Source organism: Streptomyces sp. S.PB5 (assembly GCF_030403745.1).
Lineage (GTDB): Bacteria > Actinomycetota > Actinomycetes > Streptomycetales > Streptomycetaceae > Streptomyces.
This window is the reverse complement of sequence record NZ_JAQMWP010000015.1, coordinates 254790-273494: the sequence shown is the minus strand read 5'-3', so window position 1 is coordinate 273494 and position 18705 is coordinate 254790. Positions and strand designations below refer to the sequence as shown.

General features: G+C 71.5%; 16 protein-coding genes. 9 read left to right on the top strand and 7 right to left on the bottom strand.

Annotated features, from left to right (window positions below):
• Positions 1 to 27 precede the first annotated feature (27 nt).
• A complete protein-coding gene (locus PH203_RS34785) occupies positions 28 to 924 on the top strand; it encodes a hypothetical protein (RefSeq protein WP_289925295.1) in 897 nt (298 codons plus the stop codon).
• A 138-nt stretch (positions 925 to 1062) separates the two neighbouring features.
• Here PH203_RS34785 and PH203_RS34780 read toward each other — a convergent pair whose 3' ends face one another.
• The gene (locus PH203_RS34780; RefSeq protein WP_289925293.1) at positions 1063 to 2484 is read right to left on the bottom strand and encodes a lipase maturation factor family protein; all 1422 of its coding nucleotides are present in this window, start codon (positions 2482 to 2484) and stop codon (positions 1063 to 1065) included.
• A gap of 135 nt (positions 2485 to 2619) precedes the next feature.
• Here PH203_RS34780 and PH203_RS34775 point away from each other — a divergent pair, with 135 nt between their 5' ends.
• The 3 genes from PH203_RS34775 to PH203_RS34765 are packed head-to-tail and all read left to right on the top strand — an operon-like array spanning position 2620 to position 6829.
• Positions 2620 to 3801, top strand: a complete 1182-nt coding sequence (locus PH203_RS34775) for a DUF6777 domain-containing protein (RefSeq protein WP_289925292.1) — start codon at positions 2620 to 2622, stop codon at positions 3799 to 3801.
• A 45-nt stretch (positions 3802 to 3846) separates the two neighbouring features.
• Positions 3847 to 5934, top strand: a complete 2088-nt coding sequence (locus PH203_RS34770) for a SpoIIE family protein phosphatase (protein WP_289925290.1) — start codon at positions 3847 to 3849, stop codon at positions 5932 to 5934.
• A 31-nt stretch (positions 5935 to 5965) separates the two neighbouring features.
• Positions 5966 to 6829, top strand: coding sequence for a DNA-formamidopyrimidine glycosylase family protein (locus PH203_RS34765; RefSeq protein ID WP_289925289.1), 864 nt, complete (start codon positions 5966 to 5968; stop codon positions 6827 to 6829).
• 5 nt (positions 6830 to 6834) lie between these two features.
• On the opposite strand, the gene PH203_RS34760 is transcribed toward PH203_RS34765, so the two are convergent.
• The 4 genes from PH203_RS34760 to PH203_RS34745 form a co-directional block, all read right to left on the bottom strand.
• The gene (locus PH203_RS34760) at positions 6835 to 7710 is read right to left on the bottom strand and encodes a hypothetical protein (protein ID WP_289925287.1); all 876 of its coding nucleotides are present in this window, start codon (positions 7708 to 7710) and stop codon (positions 6835 to 6837) included.
• Between the two features lie 64 nt (positions 7711 to 7774).
• Positions 7775 to 8425, bottom strand: coding sequence for a zf-HC2 domain-containing protein (locus tag PH203_RS34755; protein WP_289925286.1), 651 nt, complete (start codon positions 8423 to 8425; stop codon positions 7775 to 7777).
• A 182-nt stretch (positions 8426 to 8607) separates the two neighbouring features.
• The gene (locus PH203_RS34750; protein ID WP_289925285.1) at positions 8608 to 9123 is read right to left on the bottom strand and encodes a hypothetical protein; all 516 of its coding nucleotides are present in this window, start codon (positions 9121 to 9123) and stop codon (positions 8608 to 8610) included.
• 135 nt (positions 9124 to 9258) lie between these two features.
• Positions 9259 to 9804: a sigma-70 family RNA polymerase sigma factor gene (locus PH203_RS34745; protein ID WP_289925284.1), complete on the bottom strand. Its 546-nt coding sequence runs from the start codon at positions 9802 to 9804 to the stop codon at positions 9259 to 9261.
• Between the two features lie 203 nt (positions 9805 to 10007).
• On the opposite strand from PH203_RS34745, the gene PH203_RS34740 reads away from it, so the two are divergent.
• On the top strand, positions 10008 to 11165 hold the full coding sequence (locus tag PH203_RS34740; RefSeq protein WP_289925281.1) for a CapA family protein: 1158 nt from the start codon (positions 10008 to 10010) through the stop codon (positions 11163 to 11165).
• Here PH203_RS34740 and PH203_RS34735 read toward each other — a convergent pair whose 3' ends face one another.
• Positions 11166 to 11639, bottom strand: coding sequence for a MarR family transcriptional regulator (locus PH203_RS34735; protein WP_289925323.1), 474 nt, complete (start codon positions 11637 to 11639; stop codon positions 11166 to 11168). It abuts the gene before it with no gap.
• Positions 11640 to 11711: 72 nt separating this feature from the next.
• Here PH203_RS34735 and PH203_RS34730 point away from each other — a divergent pair, with 72 nt between their 5' ends.
• Complete coding sequence (locus PH203_RS34730; protein WP_289925280.1) at positions 11712 to 12572, top strand: alpha/beta hydrolase; 861 nt, start codon at positions 11712 to 11714, stop codon at positions 12570 to 12572.
• Between the two features lie 272 nt (positions 12573 to 12844).
• The gene (locus PH203_RS34725; RefSeq protein WP_289925279.1) at positions 12845 to 13909 is read left to right on the top strand and encodes a 2OG-Fe(II) oxygenase family protein; all 1065 of its coding nucleotides are present in this window, start codon (positions 12845 to 12847) and stop codon (positions 13907 to 13909) included.
• A gap of 4 nt (positions 13910 to 13913) precedes the next feature.
• Here the strand turns inward: PH203_RS34725 and PH203_RS34720 are convergent, their stop codons facing one another.
• Positions 13914 to 14375, bottom strand: a complete 462-nt coding sequence (locus PH203_RS34720; protein ID WP_289925277.1) for a universal stress protein — start codon at positions 14373 to 14375, stop codon at positions 13914 to 13916.
• An 88-nt stretch (positions 14376 to 14463) separates the two neighbouring features.
• On the opposite strand from PH203_RS34720, the gene lysX reads away from it, so the two are divergent.
• Positions 14464 to 17757, top strand: coding sequence for a bifunctional lysylphosphatidylglycerol synthetase/lysine--tRNA ligase LysX (gene lysX / locus PH203_RS34715; protein WP_289925276.1), 3294 nt, complete (start codon positions 14464 to 14466; stop codon positions 17755 to 17757).
• Positions 17758 to 17846: 89 nt separating this feature from the next.
• Positions 17847 to 18695 (top strand): polysaccharide deacetylase family protein, encoded by an 849-nt coding sequence (locus PH203_RS34710; protein WP_289925275.1) that lies wholly within the window; start codon positions 17847 to 17849, stop codon positions 18693 to 18695.
• Positions 18696 to 18705 lie beyond the last annotated feature (10 nt).

Here is an 18705-nt window from a genome sequence, read left to right as displayed (position 1 = left end):
CCCCAACACCGGGGAATCGGGGGCGAGATGGCAGACGGGCAGCCCATCATTCAGGGCTCGGGCGCGAACAAGAACAACACCGAGGACAGCGCGACGCAGCTGATCAACCAAGCCCAGGGGAACGCGGACGGCACAGGCCTGTATCTCTTCGGCGCTCCGTCCGACCGGGAGTCCCGGGGCGGAGACGGTCTCTACAGCGTCTCCTTCAGGGGCAGTGCCGTGCGAGGGTACAGCTACGACGGCGACGGGGTGTACGGGGCGTCGGGCAGGAACGGGGCCGGTGTGCACGGCGTGTCCTCCAGGGGGACCGCGGTGTTCGGCGAGGACAGGGGCAGCGGTACCGGTGTCCAGGGGAACTCCCCAGGCGGCGTCGGGGTCCGTGGGTCCGGCTCGGGAGCCGGTGTGATCGGTGAAGCCTCCGATGCCGGCGGCTTCGGGGTCGAAGGCATCAACCGGCAAGGCCTGAACGGGGGGTACGGCGTCCTCGGCTACGCACGCACCGGAGTCTGGGGCGACGGAGCGATCGGCGTCATCGGCCGGGGCCTCACCCAGTACGGCATCGGCGTGGAGGGCGACGCGCTCGGCGAGGGCGGCATCGGCGTGTTCGGCGCCACGTCGGCGAACGCGGGCGGCATCGGCGTGTACGCCACCGCGCCGAACCCCGGATCGACCGCGCTGCAGGTCCGCGGTTCCGCGGTGTTCAGCTCCGGGGGCCGCGCCACGATCCCGGCGGGCAGCGACCGCGTCACCGTGACGGGGCCGACGCTCGGACCGGCGAGCATGGTCCTCGCCACCGTTCAGCAGGACAAGCCGGGTATCGCGGTACGCGCCGCCGTCCCCGACCCGGCAGCCGGTTCTTTCACCGTTCTCCTCACCCAGGCATCCACCACAGAAACGGCAGTGGCATGGTTCGTGATCAACTAGACGGCGTGCCGGAACCCATCGGTCCCGGCCAGACCCGTTCCGGGCCGGAGCCCGTTTCCGCACCGGCGGAGGCGCTTCCTCCCGCGGACATCCCGACGGCGCTGGTACCGCTGTCGGACACCCTCCACCCCGTAGACGTCAAACCCTCCGCGCCTTCTCCGTCAACCGGGTAGGCGGCAGATACTCCCGCACATACGCCCGCTCCCAACACGCCCCCGTCTCCCGCAGTTCGCGCCAGCTCGTGTACCGGTACCGGAACAGACGGGCGCGGATGTACCGGGGCGGTGCGTCGGGTGGGAACGGTGAGCGACGCAGGAGCCTCAGGGTGGCTCGGTCGTTCTCCAGCAGGCGTTCCACGAACGTCCCGAACCATGATCCCGCATAGGCGGGCGACAGCGCGGCGAACCACATCAGCCAGTCCAGGCGCAGATGGTACGGCGCGAACTGGCGCGGCCAGCGCCGGGGATCGCCGGGCTTGCCCTTGAACTCGTACTCGCGCCAGTCCGAGTCCTCGCGCGGCACCTCGTCGGCCGTGCCCTCGACCACCACCTCGTACCGGTAGCGGCTGACGCTGCCGAAGGCGCCGTAGGTGTTGACCAGGTGGAGCGGGTCGAAGGAGCGGTTCATGATCTGGCGGCGGGAGATCATGTTCGTGACGGGGCGGTAGCTGAGGCAGACGATCAGCGCGGCGACGGCGAGGACGACGGCCTCGTACCAGAGCGGGGCGTCGGCCGTGTCCGGCGCCTCGCCCGGGAGGTCCAGCGCCGGGACCGCGAGCACGATGGTGATCCAGTTCAGCCAGGAGAAGTTGCCCGACAGGACCAGCCACAGCTGGGTGAGGATCATCAGGGACGCGGCGGCCGTGGCGATCGGCTGGGGGGTGAACAGCAGGACGGGGACCACGAGTTGGGTGAAGTGGTTCGCGGCCGCCTCCACCCGGTGCAGCGGCCGGGGCAGATGGTGGAAGAACCAGCTCAACGGGCCCGGCATCGGCTGCGTCTCGTGGTGGTAGTAGAGGCACGTCAGCTTCCGCCAGCACGCGTCGCCCCGCATCTTGATCAGCCCCGCCCCGAACTCCACCCGGAACAGGATCCAGCGCAGCAGGAACAGCACGACGATCGGCGGGGCCACCTCGTCGTTGCCGAGGAAGACCGCGAGGAAGCCGACCTCCAGCAGCAGGGACTCCCAGCCGAAGCCGTACCAGGTCTGGCCGGCGTTGACGATCGACAGATACAGCACCCACGGCACCACCCACAGCAACATCCCCGCCCACAGCGGCAGTTGTGAGTCGACGCCCACCAGCAGCGCCGCCGACACCGCGCAGCCCGACCATGCGCAGACCGCGAAGAAGCGGTCCGAGTAGTGCAGTTGGAACAGGCTCGGCGCCGCCCTGAACGGCGTGCGCTCCACATGGCGGGGAATCGGCAGCATGCCGCGCGAACCGAGCAGCGCCCGGAACTGCAGCGCCGCGGTCAGGAACGCGACGAGGTACACGCCGGCCAGAGCCCGCTGGAAGACCAGCCGGCTCAGCCAGTACTCGGGTGCGGTGAACCAGTCCACGGCCAGGTGCTCCTCCCTCCAGTGTCGCGCCGGAACCCTATGTCACGCTCCGTGTACCGTGCCTCCGCTTGCGTAACCCGAGTGAGTGACGCAGACAATGGTGGCGAACGGCCCGGCACGAGGCGGGAGAACACGGTGCGTCCATCCACCGGAACCTTCGTCACGGCCTGCACGCTCTCGGCGGCACTGATCGTCGCCGCCTGCGGCGGCAACGGCGACGAGAGCACGGCATCCAGCGGAGAACTCCTCCTCCAGCCCGTCGCGGCCCAGGGACCCGACCCCTTCACGGACTCGACGGCCACCCGGACGACGACGGCCGCGGCCACACCCTCGCCCGTCACCCGGACGCAGCAACCGGCGCGACCGCGCGTGCGGTCCGTCTCCGGCGGGACGCCCGGGCTGTACGGCGGCACCGTCCGGTCCGGCAGCTGCGATGTGAACCGGCAGATCGAACACCTGGCCGCCGACCGCGCCAAGGAGGCGGCCTTCGCGCGGGTCGAGGGCATCCGGCGGGACCAGGTCTCCGCCTATCTGCGCTCCCTCACCTCCGTCGTACTGCGCGCCGACACCCGCGTCACCAACCACGGCTACCGGGACGGACACGCCACGGCCTTCCAGTCCGTCCTGCAGACCGGCACCGCCGTCCTCGTCGACAACCGGGGCGTCCCGCGCGTGCGCTGCGCCTGCGGCAACCCGCTGACGCCCGCCCGGGCGACGGGCGACGGGCCGGCGACGAGGGGGCGGCCGTGGGCCGGGTACCGGCACGGGCAGGTGGTCGTGGTGGCCCCGACGGTCCGGGTGATCACCCACATCACGATCATCGACGTCGTCGACAACACCTGGATCGAGCGGCGCTGCGGGCACGACACGCGACACGACCACGTCGTACCACGACCGGTCCCGGTGTCACCGACGCCGACGCCGACGCCGAATCCGACAGCGACACCCGCATGGACGGTGAGCCCGTCCGCGAGCGAGTCCGGCGTGAGCCCGAGCACGGGCGAGAGCACTTCCCCGGCCCCGCAGAGCTCGGCACCGGACAGGCTCTCGACGGTCACGGCACCGCCCCCGACGACCGCACCGGAGACCGCGACCGTGCCCGACGGGCCCACGGTCGAGGACCCGTCGGGCGCCGAGGAGGAGCCCGTCCCCGACAGCGGCTCCGAAACTGGCTCCGACATCGGACCCGAGACCGTCCCCGACACCCCCGACGTACCCGACGGCGGCGGCCTGATCCCGGACAGTCCCGACGGCCCCGACGAGCCGACGACCACCGGCAGCATCTTCGACAGCCCCACCGACGTACGGGAAAGCTGACCCCCACCAGTCGAAGAATCATACAAATCCTGGCAAGGTGGCCCCATGGTTGATCGGGGAGCGAGCGCCTCGTCACTCCCGGACGACTGGCCCGCCCAACCGGACCCGATCCTGGCGCTCAACCGCATGGGCAGCTTCGACTGGGACCTGGACACCGGTCTGTTCCACATGGACGCCCAGGCCCACGAGGTCTTCGACCTGCGCCCCGACGAATACGACGGCCACCCCGAGACCCTCGCGATCCGGGTGCCGCCCCCGGAGGGGTACCGGCTGGACGCCCTGGTCTCCCAGGCGATGAAGGACGGCAGCGAGAACTACGGCACGTACTTCCGCATCCGCTGCCGCAACGGCACGCTGCGCTGGACCCACACCCAGGGCTACATCCGGCGCGACGAGACGGGCCGGCCACGCCGGATCGTCGGCATCGTGCGCGACGCCACCCAGGAACTCGACGACCTCAAGGCCCGCCGCGACCAGGCCGGCCAGGACGCCGCCCGGCAGGAGCAGACCAACGTCGTCCAGCTCACCACGGCCGCCCTGGCGTACGCCCGCACGGTCGAGGACGTCATCGACGTGCTCAAGGACACCCACGGCCTCACCCACCTCGGCGCTACGAGCCTGGTGATGGGCTTGGTCGAGGCGGGCCGCATCCGGCTGATCGCCGAGGGCCCGGCGGGCAGCTTCGTGCCCGGCACCGATGTCACCCGGATCGACGAGCCGTACCCGATGAGCGAGGTCGTGCGCACCCTGACCCCGCGGTTCATCGAGTCGCCGGAGGAGTTCGCCGCCGGCTATCCGCTGCTGTGGCCCCACATCACCGGCCTGAACATCACCTCGGCCGCCTACCTGCCGCTGATCGCCCAGGCCAGACCCATCGGCGCCATGGGCCTGCTCTACAGCGACCGGCACGGCTTCTCGCCCGAGGACCGCAACGTCCTGGTCGCCCTCGGCTCCAGCATCGCCCAGAGCCTGCAGCGGGCCATGTTCTACGAACAGGAGAAGGACCTCGCCAGCGGCCTCCAGCAGGCCATGCTGCCCCGCAGCATCCCCAGCGTGCGCGGCGCCGACGTCGCCGTCCGCTACCGCGCCGGTTCTGCCGCGGGCTCCCTCGGGCGGGACATCGGCGGCGACTGGTACGACCTCATCCCGCTGCCGGGCGGGCGGGTCGGTGCCGTCATCGGTGACGTCCAGGGCCACGACACCCACGCCGCCGCCGTCATGGGCCAGCTGCGGATCGTCCTGCGCGCGTACGCCGCCGAGGGCCACACCCCGGCCACCGTGATGGCCCGCGCCTCCGTCTTCCTCCACGAACTGGACACCGACCGCTTCGCGACCTGCCTGTACGCCGAGGCCGACCTCGCGACCGGAGTGGTCCAGGTGGTCCGGGCGGGCCACATCGACCCGCTCGTACGGCAGCCCGACGGCAGCTGCCGCCGCGTCCCCGTCGAGGGCGGACTGCCGCTCGGTCTGTCCGCGGAGTTCGGGAGCCTCGAATACCCCGTCGGCACGGTCGAGCTCGACCCCGGCAACACCCTGCTGCTGTGCACCGACGGGCTCGTCGAACAGCCCGGCGCCGACCTCGACGACGGCATGCAGACCCTCACCGCGCTGATCGCCGCGGGCCCGGCCGACGTCCGCGACCTCGCCGACCTGCTCATCGAGGTCGCCGAGGAACGCGGCGGCGACGACGATGTCGCCCTGCTCCTGCTGCGCCGCCGCAGCCTGGACACCCCGCAGTCCGGCGGCCGGCTCCAGCAGCACGTCGCCTCGGGCGACCCGGACGCGCTGTCCGAGGCCCGCCACATGATCCGCGCCGCGGTCCGCGCCTGGGGCGCCCGGGACCGGGCCGACGAGATCGAGCTGGTCGCCGACGAACTGATCACCAACGCCCTCATGCACACCGAGGGCGCCGCCATCGTCACCCTGCGGGTCCTGGCCGGCTCCGACCGCCGCCTGCGCGTCGAGGTCGAGGACTCCTCCAGCGCCCTGCCCCGCCGGCGCGAGGCGGGGGAGTCGGGCGTCTCGGGCCGCGGCCTGCTCCTCGTCGACCTGCTCACCGACGTGTGGGGCGTGGAGGCGCGCGGCGGGGGCAAGTGCGTGTGGTGCGAGTTCACGGTCCCGGACCGGGGCTGAACCCGCCCGCCTCAGGTGGCACTCTGGACGTATGCCGGAACTCCCCGAGGTCGAAGCGCTCAAGGACTTCCTCACCGAGAACCTGGTCGGCCATGAGATCGTCCGGGTACTGCCCGTCGCGATCAGCGTCCTGAAGACGTACGACCCGCCCCTCACCGCCGTAGAGGGCCGCGAGGTCGTCGCCGTGCACCGGCACGGCAAGTTCCTCGACCTTCAGACGGACGGCGGCCCGCATCTCGTGACCCACCTCGCCCGGGCGGGCTGGCTGCACTGGAGGGACCGGCTCCCCGACGGCCCGCCCAAGCCCGGCAAGGGCCCCCTCGCGATGCGGGTGGCCCTGGAGACGGGCGAGGGCTTCGACCTCACCGAGGCCGGCACGCAAAAGCGCCTCGCCGTGTACGTCGTCCAGGACCCGCAGGAGGTCCCGGGCGTGGCCCGCCTGGGCCCGGATCCGCTCGCGGACGGCTTCGACGAGGCGGCCCTCGCGGCGCTCCTCAAGCCCGAGAGGCGGCAGCTGAAGGGCGCCCTGCGCGACCAGAGCCTGATCGCCGGGGTGGGCAACGCCTACAGCGACGAGATCCTGCACGCGGCGAGGATGTCCCCCTTCAAACTCGCCGCGTCCCTCACCCCGGAGGAGACCGCACGCCTCTACGAGGCCCTGCGCGCCACCCTCACCGAAGCCGTGGAGCGCTCCCGCGGGGTGGCGGCCGGCCGCCTGAAGGCGGAGAAGAAGAGCGGTCTGCGCGTCCACGGCCGCACCGGCGAGCCCTGCCCCGTGTGCGGCGACACCGTCCGCGAGGTCTCCTTCAGCGACTCCTCCCTCCAGTACTGCCCGACCTGCCAGACGGGCGGCAAGCCGCTCGCCGACCGCCGGCTGTCGCGGCTGCTCAAGTAGCGGGGTCAGCCGTGCTCGGTGCGGTGCCCGAACGTCACCGGCGCCCCCGTGAACGCGTCCAGCAGGACCCGGTCGCCGAGCTCGCGATCCAGCTTCACCGTCACCTTCTCCATGAGCAGTTGGGAGGTGCACGAACCGTCGTTCGCTCCGGTGATCGCCGCGGACAGCACCACACTGCCGGCGGTCTCCAGCGCGCGCACGACGGGCCCGTCGTCGCAGGCCCCGTGCCCGGCGAGGACGGTGACGGACCGGCCGTCCGCGCCGGTCCTGACGAACTGTTCGAGCGGCATCAGCCAGTCCGTCGGGGTCTCCCGGGCGGGCCCGATCGGTGACTTGGGCAGTTCCGAGGGGGCGAGGGCGACCCGCTTGAGCGGAGTGTCGTAGCCCTTCAGCGTGAACAGCCAGGCCGGGACGGTGGCCGGACCCCGGCTGGTGACGAGGGTCGTCCTGCCCAACTCCACCTTGGTCACGGTCAGGTGGGGCCCCTTGTGGCCACCGGGCGCGATGGTGTCGTACGCCTCCTGCGCACCCATGAGCGGCAGGGTGAGTGAACCGCCGCTCCGCCATTCGACCTTGCCCGTTTCCGGGGAAGTGGTGGGCAGTTCACCGTCGAGGACGAAGCTGTGGTTGCCGTAGGCCATCTTGTCGGCCTCGTTGCGGAAGGCGTTGTCCGGGAGCTGGACCACGTCCGCCATGGGGTAGTAGCCCTCGCGCCAGACCTCGGCGGCCCGGGAGCCGTCCCAGGCGTCGGCCACCTTCTGGGCGCGGGATTCGGAGTCGCCGATCCGGGCCCGTGAGCCGTGCTCGCTGCCGCAGCCGGCCATGGCCAGGGCGAGTGGTACCAGCAGCAGAGCGACCGTGCGTGTGATGCGTGTGCGCATGTGTTCCCCCAGGACCGAGCGATTGTCGCTCCTGAGACGCGGGGACCGTGCCGCGCGTTCGTTCTCAGCGGGAGTTCAGTGTCACCAGGTGCTCGCCGTCGGTGGTGCGGACCTCGTAACGGGCGATCTGGTCGGGGTGGTAGGACGAGGCGCCGTTCATGGTGAGCGCGCGGGCGTCGTGGCGCGGGACGTTCCAGGTGGCGACCGTCTCCTCGGAGCCGTCGTGGCCGACGATCACCAGGAGACAGGTACGGGGGCCCGCTCCGTCCTTGACCTTCAGCTCCACCTGGGTGCCCGCGGTCTCGTCCTCGGCCGTGACCTGGGCCCAGACGCCGGAGCGGGCGTCGGTCGCCTCGATCTGCAGCGCGCTGTCACCGCTCCGGGCGACCATCACGATCCCGGGGCCGGCCACCGCGAACGCCACGGTGGCCGCCACGGCGCACAGGAACCGCCTGCGGCCGGCCCGATGACGCGCCCCCACCTCGGAGAGCAGCCGGTCCAGCATCCGGGGGCCGGGCTTGGCCAGCGGGCTGACGAACTGCGGGGTGGAGCGCCGGTACAGCATCAACTGCCGGGTGATGGGGCCGAACTCGGTGACGTCTGCCGCGCACCGAGGGCACTCCATGAGGTGATCCTCGAAGCGGAAGGCGTCCGCCTCGTCCAGCACGCCGAGCGCGTACGCGGCGACGTCGCGATGCCTCTCCTGGGACCTCATGCGGAATCCTCGTGCCGTTGGGTGCGGATGGGGTTACTCCTTGCTCCCACCGGTACGCACCGGACCGCCGAATCACTCAAGGCACACACAGAATCGCAACCTATGGATTCGGAGCGGCCCGGCACGAGGATTGGTCCCGTTCGAAAAAAGTCCGGGACCGCCCGTCCGAGGGCCGCACGCGGCTAGAAGAGATGGATGGCGAGGTGCCCCAGCGGCAGCCCGAGCTGCCACGCCTTCGTCCACACCTGCGGCCCCTCGTCCTCGCCGAGGCCCGCGCCACCGCCCGGTACGGCGTTGAGATCGGGGGCGAGGAGCTCGGTCTCCTCCAGCCACTGCCAGGCGATCTCGGCCAGGTCCAAGTCGGGCGCGGGCGCCCCGGATTCGATCGCCTCGGCCGCGAGCCGCGCCATGCGCTCGCGCACCCAGTCCTGCCAGGGCTGGTCGTACGCCGTCAGCGACAGCCAGGTCTCCAGCTGCGAGACGACCCGGATCCCGGAGAGCTCGCCGTCGGTGTCGGACAGGAAGATGGTCAGTGCCAGGGCGTCGCGCCCGGCACGGAACTCGAAGGACGTCGGCGGCATCAGGTCGCCGGTCCGCAGCAGCTCGTCGGCGATGTACTCGGCGTACAACCAGGCCATGGGGACGGTGAGTTCCCCGCCGCCGGCGCCGTCCGTGCTCTCTTGACCTCTGTGCTGCATCCCTTCCTGCCTTCCTCCGGTGCGTGCGCGTCGCCCGTTACCGGGCCCCAGTGCGGAACACGGATGAAGACAGCCGATTACTCAACCATGGTCGTCAGCAAGGCGCTTTACGAAGCCTTTGCTGCATCATGAGTTTCATCGCAGGTCGGCCGCGTATCCGGGCAGTACCCGGCGCAGGGCGCGCAGCGCGTAGTACGCGCGGGACTTCACGGTACCGGGCGGAATCCCGAGGGTTTCCGCGGCCTCCGCCACACTCGCCCCCTGGAAATACACCAGCACCAGGACTTCACGGTGCTCCGGAGTGAGAGTCTTCACAGCCTCGCGGACATCGAGGGCCGCGGCCGCCCGCTCGGCGTGATCGGCGCAGACCCGCGCGTTCTCCAGGATCGCGTCCCCGACCTCCGGCGGCCGCGCCTGCCGGGCCCGCCGCGCGTCGATGGCGAGCCGCCGTCCCACGGTCAGCAGCCAGGGGCGTACGGAGTCGAAGTCGTCGGCGCGCAGGGCCTCAGGATGCTGCCAGGCCCGTACGAGGGTCTCCTGGACGAGGTCCTCGGCGCGCTGTCGGTCGCCGTCGCAGAGCCTCAGCAGCAATGCGAAGAGCGGCCGGCCGTGCTCCCGCTGCAGTGCGGCGAGCTCGTGCTCGGCGGTCGTCCCGTTGGTGATCGTGGTTCCGGCCGTCATGGCCGTATGGCATCGCAGGGCGACCGTGAGGGACAGGGCACGTACCCGGATCTGCGGCGGACGGTCGATCGCGTCGACGAACGGTACGACGAACGGTTCCCTCCACATCGTCCATCGGGCGAATGAAGGTGCCCGGACCGTTTGCGGCTGTGTTCATCTTCGTACTTATTTGTGCGTAAATATGATCACAGTGGGGTGAGCTGATGATTGCACGCAGACGACAGGTGGCCCTGGCCCTCACGGCCCTCCTGGCCGCGGGCGCCGCCTGCCAGGCCCAGCACAGGGAACCACCCGAGCGTCCCGGCCGCCCGGCCCCGTCCGCCGACGGGCCCCGCGGCTTCACACTCGTCGCCTCCGGCGACGTCCTTCCGCACAGCTCCGTCATCGACCGCGCCCGCTACGACGCGGGCGGCACCGGCTACGACTTCCGCCCGATGCTCTCCGGCGTCGAACCGCTCGTCTCCCGTGCCGACCTGGCGCTGTGTCACATGGAGACGGTCTACGGCGCGAACGGCGACTACACCGGATACCCGGCCTTCAAGTCCCCGCCCGAGGTCGCGAAGGGCCTCGCCGCCACCGGCTACGACGGCTGCTCCACCGCCTCCAACCACAGCCTCGACGACGGCGCCGACGGCATCCGCCGCACCCTGGACGCCCTCGACCGTGAGGGCGTCCGGCACGCCGGGACCGCCCGCACCGAGCAGGAGGCGCGCACCGTCACGGTCCTGCGCGCGGGCGACGCCGAGGTGGCGCACCTCTCCTACACCTACGACACCAACGGCTACCCCCTGCCGCAGGGGCAGCCCTGGGCCGTCAACCTCATCGACGAGAACAGGATCCTCGCCGACGCCCGCGCCGCCCGGCGGGCCGGTGCCGACGTGGTCGTCGTCTCCGTGCACTGGGGCACCGAATGGCAGGACGCCCCCGACGACCGGCAGCTCACGCTCGCCCGCTCGCTCACCGCGTCCCGCACGAACGGCCGCCCCGACATCGACCTGATCCTCGGCACCCACGCCCATGTCCCGCAGGCGTACGAGAAGGTCAACGGCACCTGGGTCGTCTACGGCATGGGTGACCAGATCGCCGGCGAGATGTACAACCACCAGGGCGTCCAGGACCCGCGCGGCAACCGGTCGAGCATCGGACGCTTCACCTTCGTGCCGCCCGCGAAACCGGGCGGCCGGTGGGAGGTGGGGAAGGCCGAGTTCATCCCGCAGCTCTTCGACATCGACGCGGGCCGGGTGGTGAACCTCAACCGGGCGATCGCCGACGGCGCCGAGTTGAGCGGGGTGCGCGACCGGATCCGGGACGTGGTGCTGAGCCGGGGTGCGGCCAAGGACGGTCTGACGATGGGGAAGTAGTCACTCCACATCGACGTGGTCGAACGTCCGCAGCATCTCCTTCAGCACGCGCGTGCACGCTCTGAGCTCGGCCTCGGTCAGCTCTCCGCCGACCTGGCGGTTCAGGGCGTGCTCGCGCGCGAGGATCGCGGTGATGACGGCCTCGCCGTCCTCCGTGATGCGGATGAGCGAGGACCGCTGGTGCGCGGGGTTGGGGGTGGCCTCGGCCCAGCCGCGGTCCATCGCCTCGTTGGCCATCCGCTGGACGAACTGCCGGGTCAGAGCCATGATCCGGCCCATCTGAGGCACCGTCATGGGCCCGTAGCGGTGCAGCAGGACCAGCACGGAGCGCACCCCCACGGACACCCCCTCGACCTCCTCGCTCTGCTCCAGCTTGCGCAGACCGCGCCGGTAGAGCGCGCCGATCAGGTCGAACACCTCGCTGACCCGATGGCCGAGCTCGTCGGGCGGCAGTGGTTCCTCGATGTCGTTCACCAGGTCATCATGCACCGGACCATCATGACAACCGGGTTGTCAAAGTCTCCAGAAGATGACACCTTGGTTGTCATGACAGTTGCTTCGGAACTGAGTTACTTCTCGTCCCCCGACGGCGAACTCGCCTACCGCGACACCGGCAGCGGCGACCTCGTGGTCCTGCTCCACTCCGGCTACACCGATCACCGCGTCTTCGAGGCGCAGACACCGGCCCTGGTCGCCGCCGGGTACCGGGTGGTCGCGGCGGACATCCGCGGCCACGGCTGGTCCGCCAACGCGAGCGGGCCCTTCCGCTGGGCCGACGACCTCGCGGGCCTGCTCCGGCACCTCGACGCCGGCCCCGCGGTCCTGGTCGGCGTGTCGATGGGCGCGGCCGTCGCGAGCGACACCGTGCTGGAGTACCCGGAGCTGGTCCGGGGGGTCGTCCTCGGCGGCGCCACGGTCAGTGAGTTCCGGTACTCGGACCCGCGGACCCTGCACTTCGTGGCCGAGTCGGCGCGCACCCTGAACGCCGGTGACATCGAGGGCTGGACGAAGGTGTTCCTGGGGGCGGTGGCCGGCGTGAACCGCACCGTCGACGAGGTCGACCCCGCCCTCCTGGACCGGGTGCGGGAGATGGCCCTGCACACCGTCGCCAAGCACACGCCGGGCGAGCGCAACTGGCACGTGCCGATGACCGACACCTGGCCCCGGGTGCCGAAGATCGACGTCCCGGTGCTCATGGTCAACGGCGCCCTCGACTCGCCCGACCTGCTGGCGGACGCCGAGAGGTTCGCCCGCACCGTCCCCGGCGGGCGCTCGGTGCTCATCGAGGACACCTCGCACTACCCGAACATGGAGAAGCCCGAGGAGTTCAACGCGCTCCTGCTGGACTTCCTCCGCGCCCTGGGACCCTCCCATGAGCAAGCAGGCGGGGACCGCCTACGCCGATGACGGTCGGCCGTCACGGTCCCTGCGACCAGGCGGTCCGGTGCTCCCCGCCGACGTCCGTCTCCACGCGGCGCCGGGCGGCTTTGCGGCGGAGAACGCCCCGGGCGACGCCCTCAACCGCCCGGGGAGCGGCCGTGGGGCTCTCCCTTTTTCCGTCCGGCAAACGACGTCACGGAATACGTGGCGAGGCCACGTGGACTGAATGACTGTTCAGGAAGAAGGGGGCGGCAGTAGTTTGACGCGCAACCACTCGTATCGCTCTCGGAGTATCCGGCATGAGCAGCGACAGACGAACCTCGACGCCCCTTCGGACCTTCCGCTTACCGTCCGACGTCACCCGTGACCACCGGCCCCTGGGCGAGGAACTGGTCGCGGCCTGGCAGTCCGACGGCATCTTCCAGATCACCGCAACCGACCCCCAACGGGCGGCCACCGCACGGGCGTTGGCCGCCTCCCGGGCCTTCTGCACCAGACCGCTCCGCGAGAAGGCCACCCATGTCTCCGACCTCACCTACAGCGGCTACGTCGCCTCCGGCGAGGAGGAGACGGCGGGGGAGCGGGACGGCTCGGAGATCTTCACCGTCTGCCCCGACATCCCCGCCGACGACCCCCGCGTCATCGAGCGCCGGCCCTGCCACGGGCCCGCGCCCTGGCCGTCGGCCGCCTACGCCCGCGCCATGAAGGACTACATGGCGGTGGCCGGCGACATCGGCCACCGGCTGCTGCGGCTGGTCGCCCTGGGCCTCGGCCTGGACGACCCCGACCGCTTCACCCGACTCACCGCCGACGGCTGGCACCACATGAGGGTGCTGCGCTTCCCGCCCGCCGACGCCACGTCCGAACGCGGCATCGGCGCCCACACCGACTACGGCCTGCTCGTGATCGCCGCCCAGGACGAGGTCGGCGGCCTCTACATCCGCCCGCCCGTCCCCGGCGAGCAACGCGGCCGCAACTGGCTCCCCGGCGAATCCATGGCCGGCCGCTACGAGCACGACGAACCGTGGACGTTCGTCACGCCGGTCCCCGGCGTCTTCACCGTCTTCCCCGGCGACATCATGCAGTTCATGACCGACGGCGCCCTGCTGTCGACCCCGCACAAGGTCCGGCTGGCCGACCGCGAGCGCTACACCCTCGCCTATTTCCACGAACCTGCCTTCAACGCCGTCGCCCGTCCCCTGGCCCGGCCGGACGGCGACGAGTACCTCCACTACGGCACCCATTTCACCTCGATGTTCCGCAGGTGCTACCCCGACCGCGTCACCACGCGCCGGATGGACGCCGACGGCGGCCTGAAGGTCCTCGACCGGCTGCGCGAGGAGGCGCTGCACGCACCACCGTGACCCGTTACGGCACCACCGTCACCGGCCACCGCCCGGCCTTCACCAGCCGCACCGCGACCGAGCCGACGATCCGGTGACCGGCCTGCTCGGAGGCGCCCACCACCACGGCGTCCGCCTTGAGTTCGTCCGCGGCCTTCACCAGACCGCTGTAGGGGTCGCCGCGGAACGTGTGGAACTCCCAGCGCACGTCGAATATCCCCTTCGTCTGCTCGGTCGCCACCCGGATCTGGGCGACCAGGTCCTCGGCGATCTCGTCGGTCGTCTCCGCGACCGGGGCCCCGAGCGCCGCGCCCGCCGTCATCACCGGCTGCACGTACACGACCGCGAGGAGCGCGTGCTGGCGGCGGGCCAGGCCTCCGGCATATGCCGCGGCTCGAAGGGAGGAGTCGGAGCCGTCCACCCCGACCACGATGACCTTGGGCCCGTCGGTGCCCCGCTCGAACTGGTGCGAGTGCTGTTCCGTCACGGCTGGAGGCTATCGGAATCCCCAGTTCCCGAAGGCGGGCGGGGCCTCCCGACGGGCGAGGCGGCCCGGCAGTTCCTACAGTCGGAACATGAGTGCCACCGTCGAGGCCGCCCCGGCGAAGGACACCAAGGCCCCGGTACGGCGGCCCGGCAGCGGCTTCCTCAGCAGGGTGCCGGAAGGTTTCGCGACCTTCTTCGGCGCCCTCGGCCTGCTGTGCCTGCTCCTCGCCCTCGTCCCGCCGCTGCGCCGGCTGCTGCGCCCCGTGGTCCGCCTCCTGGACCTGCTCATCGTCCCGGTCAGTGCCAACCTCGCCTACGCCGTCTTCCTCTTCCTGCTGGCCGGCGCGACCGCCGCCCGCAAGAAGGTCGCCTGGTGGCTGGTGGTCGTCTACCTCGGCCTGCTGATCCTCGTCGACGCCCTCGGCGTGGCCGTCGGCCTCTACGTCGACTCCATCCCCTCCCTCGTCGTGTGCGCCCTCGCCCTGGCCCTCCTGGTCGTCGCCCGCGGCGAGTTCTACGCCGCCTCCCGCCGCGCCGCCGTACGCCGGGCCGTCCTGGTGCTCTTCGCCGGCCTCGCGCTCGGCATCCTCGCCGGCTGGGGCCTGGTCGCGCTCTTCCCCGGCACCCTGCCCAGCGGCCAGCGCCTGCTCTGGGCCGCCAACCGCGTCTGCGGCGGCCTGGTCTCCGGCCGCTCCTTCGACGGCGACCCGCCCCGCCCTCTGTTCTTCTTCCTCGGCCTCTTCGGCGCCCTCGCCCTCCTCAACGCCGCCGCGACCCTCTTCCGCTCACAGCGCATGGAGGCCGCCCTGCACGGCGACGAGGAGTCCCGCATCCGCGCCCTGCTGGGGGCGTACGGCGACCAGGACTCCCTCGGCTACTTCGCCACCCGGCGCGACAAGGCCGTCGTCTTCTCGTCCAGCGGCAAGGCGGCCGTCACCTACCGCGTCGAGGCCGGCGTCTGCCTCGCCAGTGGCGACCCCGTCGGCGACCGCGAGGCCTGGCCGCACGCCATCGCCGCCTGGCTCGACGCGGCCCGCCGGCACGCCTGGGCGCCCGCCGCCATGGGCGCCTCCGAGGAAGGCGCCAAGGCCTTCGCCCGCGCCGGACTCGGTGCCCTGCAACTCGGCGACGAGGCGATCCTGCACGTGTCCGACTTCGACCTCGGCGGCCGCGACATGCGCGTCACCCGCCAAGCCGTCAACCGGGTCCGCCGCACCGGCGCCCACTGCCGCATCCGCCGCCACTCGGCCCTCACCGACGCGGAGATGGAGGAGGTCGTCGACAAGGCCGACGCCTGGCGCGACACCGAGACCGAACGCGGCTTCTCCATGGCCCTGGACCGCCTCGGCGACCCCGCCGACGGCGACTGCCTCCTCGTGGAGGCCCTCGGCGAGGACGGCAAACTCCTCGCCCTGCTCTCCTTCGTGCCCTGGGGCACCGACGGCATCTCCCTCGACCTGATGCGCCGTGACCGCACCGCCCCCAACGGGGTCATGGAGTTCATGGTCGCCGAACTCTGCGCGCTGGCCCCGAAACTGGGCGTCCGCCGGATCTCGCTGAACTTCGCCGTCTTCCGCTCGGTCTTCGAGGAGGGCGCCCGCATCGGCGCCGGACCGGTCCTCAGACTCTGGCGCAGGCTCCTGCTGTTCTTCTCCAAGTGGTGGCAGCTGGAGGCCCTGTACCGCTCCAACGCCAAGTACCGGCCCGAGTGGTACCCCCGCTTCATCTGCTACGGCGAGACCGGCGCCCTCGCCCGGATCGGCCTCGCCTCCGCAATCGCCGAGGGCTTCGTCTCCGTACCGTCGCTGCGCAAACTCTGGGGAAAGGGGCACCCGAAGGCCGGGCCGCGGCCGGCCACCACCGAAGGCCTGCCGTCGCTGTCGGCGCTCGGCCTCGACGGAGGGGACGAGGCCGGGGCCGGCGGTCCGGATGCGGGTCTGCCCGAGCAGGCCCGCATCCGGCACCGGAAACTGGACCGGCTGCGCGCCGAGGGCATCGACCCCTACCCCGTCGGCATCCCGCCGCGCACCCACACCCTCGCCGAACTCCGCGAGGGCTCCGCCGCCCGGCACGGCACGGCCACCGTCGCGGGCCGGGTCATGCGGGTGCGGGACCTCGGCGGGATCGTCTTCGTCACCCTGCGGGACTGGTCCGGCGACCACCAACTCGCCCTCACCCGCTCGCAGTCCGGCGCCGGCCTCGACCGCTTCACCGCCGGCACCGACATCGGCGACCACATCACCGCCACCGGCACGGCCGGCGTCAGCGACAAGGGTGAACCCACCCTCTTCGTCACCTCCTGGCAGCTCACCGGCAAGTGCCTGCGCCCCCTCCCCGACAAACGCCGCGGCCTGACCGACCCCGAGGCCAAGGTCCGCATGCGCTATGTCGACCTGGTCTCCAGCCCGGCCGCCCGGGACGTGGTCCGCGCCCGCTCCACCGCCGTACAGGCCCTGCGCCAGGGCCTGTTGGAGCGCGGCTACCTGGAGGTCGAGACACCGATGCTCCAGCAGATCCACGGCGGCGCCAACGCCCGCCCCTTCACCACCCACATCAACGCCTACGACCTCGACCTCCATCTGCGCATCGCCCCCGAGCTGTACCTGAAGCGGCTCTGCGTCGGCGGTCTGGAGAAGGTCTTCGAGATGGGCCGCACCTTCCGCAACGAGGGCGTCTCCTACAAGCACAACCCCGAGTTCACGATGCTCGAGGCCTACCAGGCCTTCGCCGACTACGACGTGATGCTCGACCTCACCCGCGAACTGATCCAGGGCGCCGCCACCGCCGCCTTCGGCGCGCCCATCGCCCGCAAGGACGGCACCGAGCACGACATCTCCGGTCACTGGCCGGTCAAGACCGTGTACGGCGCGATCTCCGAGGCGCTGGGGGAGGAGATCGACGCCGACACCGAACTGCCGCGGCTGCACCGGCACTGCGACCGCGCGGGCGTGCCGTACACCGCCGACGACGGCCGCGGGGACGTCGTACTGGAGATGTACGAGCGGCTCGTCGAGGAACGGACCCAGCTGCCCACCTTCTACAAGGACTTCCCGACCGACGTCTCCCCGCTCACCCGGCAGCACCGGGGGGACCCGCGGCTGGCCGAGCGGTGGGACCTCGTCGCCTTCGGCACCGAACTCGGCACCGCCTACTCGGAGCTCACCGACCCCGTCGAGCAACGCCGCCGCCTCACCGAGCAGTCGCTGCTCGCCGCCGGGGGAGATCCCGAGGCGATGGAGCTCGACGAGGACTTCCTCGACGCGCTCGAGTACGCGATGCCGCCCACCGGAGGCCTCGGCATCGGGGTCGACCGGCTCGTCATGTTCCTCACCGGGCTGACCATCCGCGAGACACTGCCGTTCCCTCTGGTGCGCCGCCGCTGACGGTCCGCCCTAGGCCGGGCGAGTGGTTTCCTGCCGCCGCACCGGGCATGTCCTGGTGCGTCGGCCATGGTTCGGGCGACTGATGAGTCATGACGAAGGATCAGTTGCTCACACGGCTGCTCTCCCGCCGCCGGGTCCTGCTCGCCGGCGCCGCCGCGGTCGGGGCGGCCGGCACCGCCGGACTGTTCACGGCGGCCGGCGGCGAGCCCCCGAAGCGGCCCGTGCTCCCCGCCACGGGTCCCCAGGCGAGCCGCCCGCTCAAGCCCTCCGCCTACCGCCTCCAGCCCCTGACCGGTTACGGCCCGCCGCGCGCCGCCCGCAGCCGGACCCTGGTGCGCCACGAGCCGTTCCTGAAGGTGTCCGGGCGCGGCCGCACCATGGTGCTGACCTTCGACGACGGACCCGATCCCCGCTACACGCCCGACATCCTGGACATCCTGGCGGAGTACGACGTGCGCGCGATGTTTTTCGTCTGTGGCGAGATGGCGGTCGACAACAAGGAGCTGCTGGAGCGGATGTCCGACGAGGGCCATGCCGTCGGCAACCACACCTGGTCCCACCCCCTGCTCACCCGGCTCAGCCGCGGCCGGATCCGCTCCGAGATGGAACGCACCTGCGATGTCATCGAGGAGGCGTACGGCGAGCGCCCCCAGTGGTTCCGCGCGCCCTACGGGGCCTGGAACCGCGCCGCCTTCCAGCTCGGCGCCGAGCTGGGCATGGAACCCCTCGCATGGACCGTCGACACCCTCGACTGGACCGCGCCCCCGGCCCGCAGCATCGTCGGCCGGGTCGAGAACGGCGCCGCCCCCGGCGTCGTGGTGCTCTCGCACGACGCCGGGGGCGACCGTTCCCAGAGTGTCCGGGCGCTGCGTGATTATCTGCCGCAGCTTCTGGACTCCGGTTATCACGTCACCGTCCCGAGACGGCATGACGCATAACGTCCGCTCC

Bases quoted from the DNA above. Each gene is read 5' to 3' on its own strand.
- lysX (WP_289925276.1), top strand. From the start codon at position 14,464: ATGAGTGCCACCGTCGAGGCCGCCCCGGCGAAGGACACCAAGGCCCCG.
- PH203_RS34785 (WP_289925295.1), top strand. From the start codon at position 28: ATGGCAGACGGGCAGCCCATCATTCAGGGCTCGGGCGCGAACAAGAAC.
- PH203_RS34755 (WP_289925286.1), bottom strand. From the start codon at position 8,425: ATGAGGTCCCAGGAGAGGCATCGCGACGTCGCCGCGTACGCGCTCGGC.
- PH203_RS34750 (WP_289925285.1), bottom strand. From the start codon at position 9,123: ATGCAGCACAGAGGTCAAGAGAGCACGGACGGCGCCGGCGGCGGGGAA.
- PH203_RS34710 (WP_289925275.1), top strand. From the start codon at position 17,847: ATGACGAAGGATCAGTTGCTCACACGGCTGCTCTCCCGCCGCCGGGTC.
- PH203_RS34740 (WP_289925281.1), top strand. From the start codon at position 10,008: ATGATTGCACGCAGACGACAGGTGGCCCTGGCCCTCACGGCCCTCCTG.
- PH203_RS34725 (WP_289925279.1), top strand. From the start codon at position 12,845: ATGAGCAGCGACAGACGAACCTCGACGCCCCTTCGGACCTTCCGCTTA.
- PH203_RS34770 (WP_289925290.1), top strand. From the start codon at position 3,847: ATGGTTGATCGGGGAGCGAGCGCCTCGTCACTCCCGGACGACTGGCCC.
- PH203_RS34730 (WP_289925280.1), top strand. From the start codon at position 11,712: ATGACAGTTGCTTCGGAACTGAGTTACTTCTCGTCCCCCGACGGCGAA.
- PH203_RS34765 (WP_289925289.1), top strand. From the start codon at position 5,966: ATGCCGGAACTCCCCGAGGTCGAAGCGCTCAAGGACTTCCTCACCGAG.
- PH203_RS34745 (WP_289925284.1), bottom strand. From the start codon at position 9,804: ATGACGGCCGGAACCACGATCACCAACGGGACGACCGCCGAGCACGAG.
- PH203_RS34760 (WP_289925287.1), bottom strand. From the start codon at position 7,710: ATGCGCACACGCATCACACGCACGGTCGCTCTGCTGCTGGTACCACTC.